Source organism: Kumtagia ephedrae, assembly GCF_003012745.1.
Lineage (GTDB): Bacteria > Pseudomonadota > Alphaproteobacteria > Rhizobiales > Rhizobiaceae > Kumtagia > Kumtagia ephedrae.
This window is the reverse complement of the sequence record NZ_PXYK01000111.1, coordinates 1-246: the sequence shown is the minus strand read 5'-3', so window position 1 is coordinate 246 and position 246 is coordinate 1. Positions and strand designations below refer to the sequence as shown.

Sequence of the window (246 nt, the reverse complement as noted above, 5' to 3'; positions counted from 1 at the left end):
TTCGTGCTCGCCTATGCCGACGAGATCGATGAAATCGACGTCAACCCGCTGATCGTCTGCGCCGAGGGCAAGGGCGCCTGGGTGGCTGACGCGTTGATGGTCGTTTCCTCCCCCCTCGCGGGGGAGGAAACGCTGGAGCACCTGCAATGACCGACGTGATCACCACCCGCCGCGAAGGCGCCATTCTCCAAGTCACGCTCGACCGGCCGAAGGCCAACGCCATCGACCTGAAAACTTCGCGGCTGA

General features: G+C 63.8%; 1 pseudogene. It reads left to right on the top strand.

Going from position 1 to position 246, the window contains the following annotated elements:
• Positions 1-146: 146 nt before the first annotated feature.
• Positions 147-246: pseudogene (locus C7I84_RS29465) on the top strand (carnitinyl-CoA dehydratase); the annotation flags it as partial.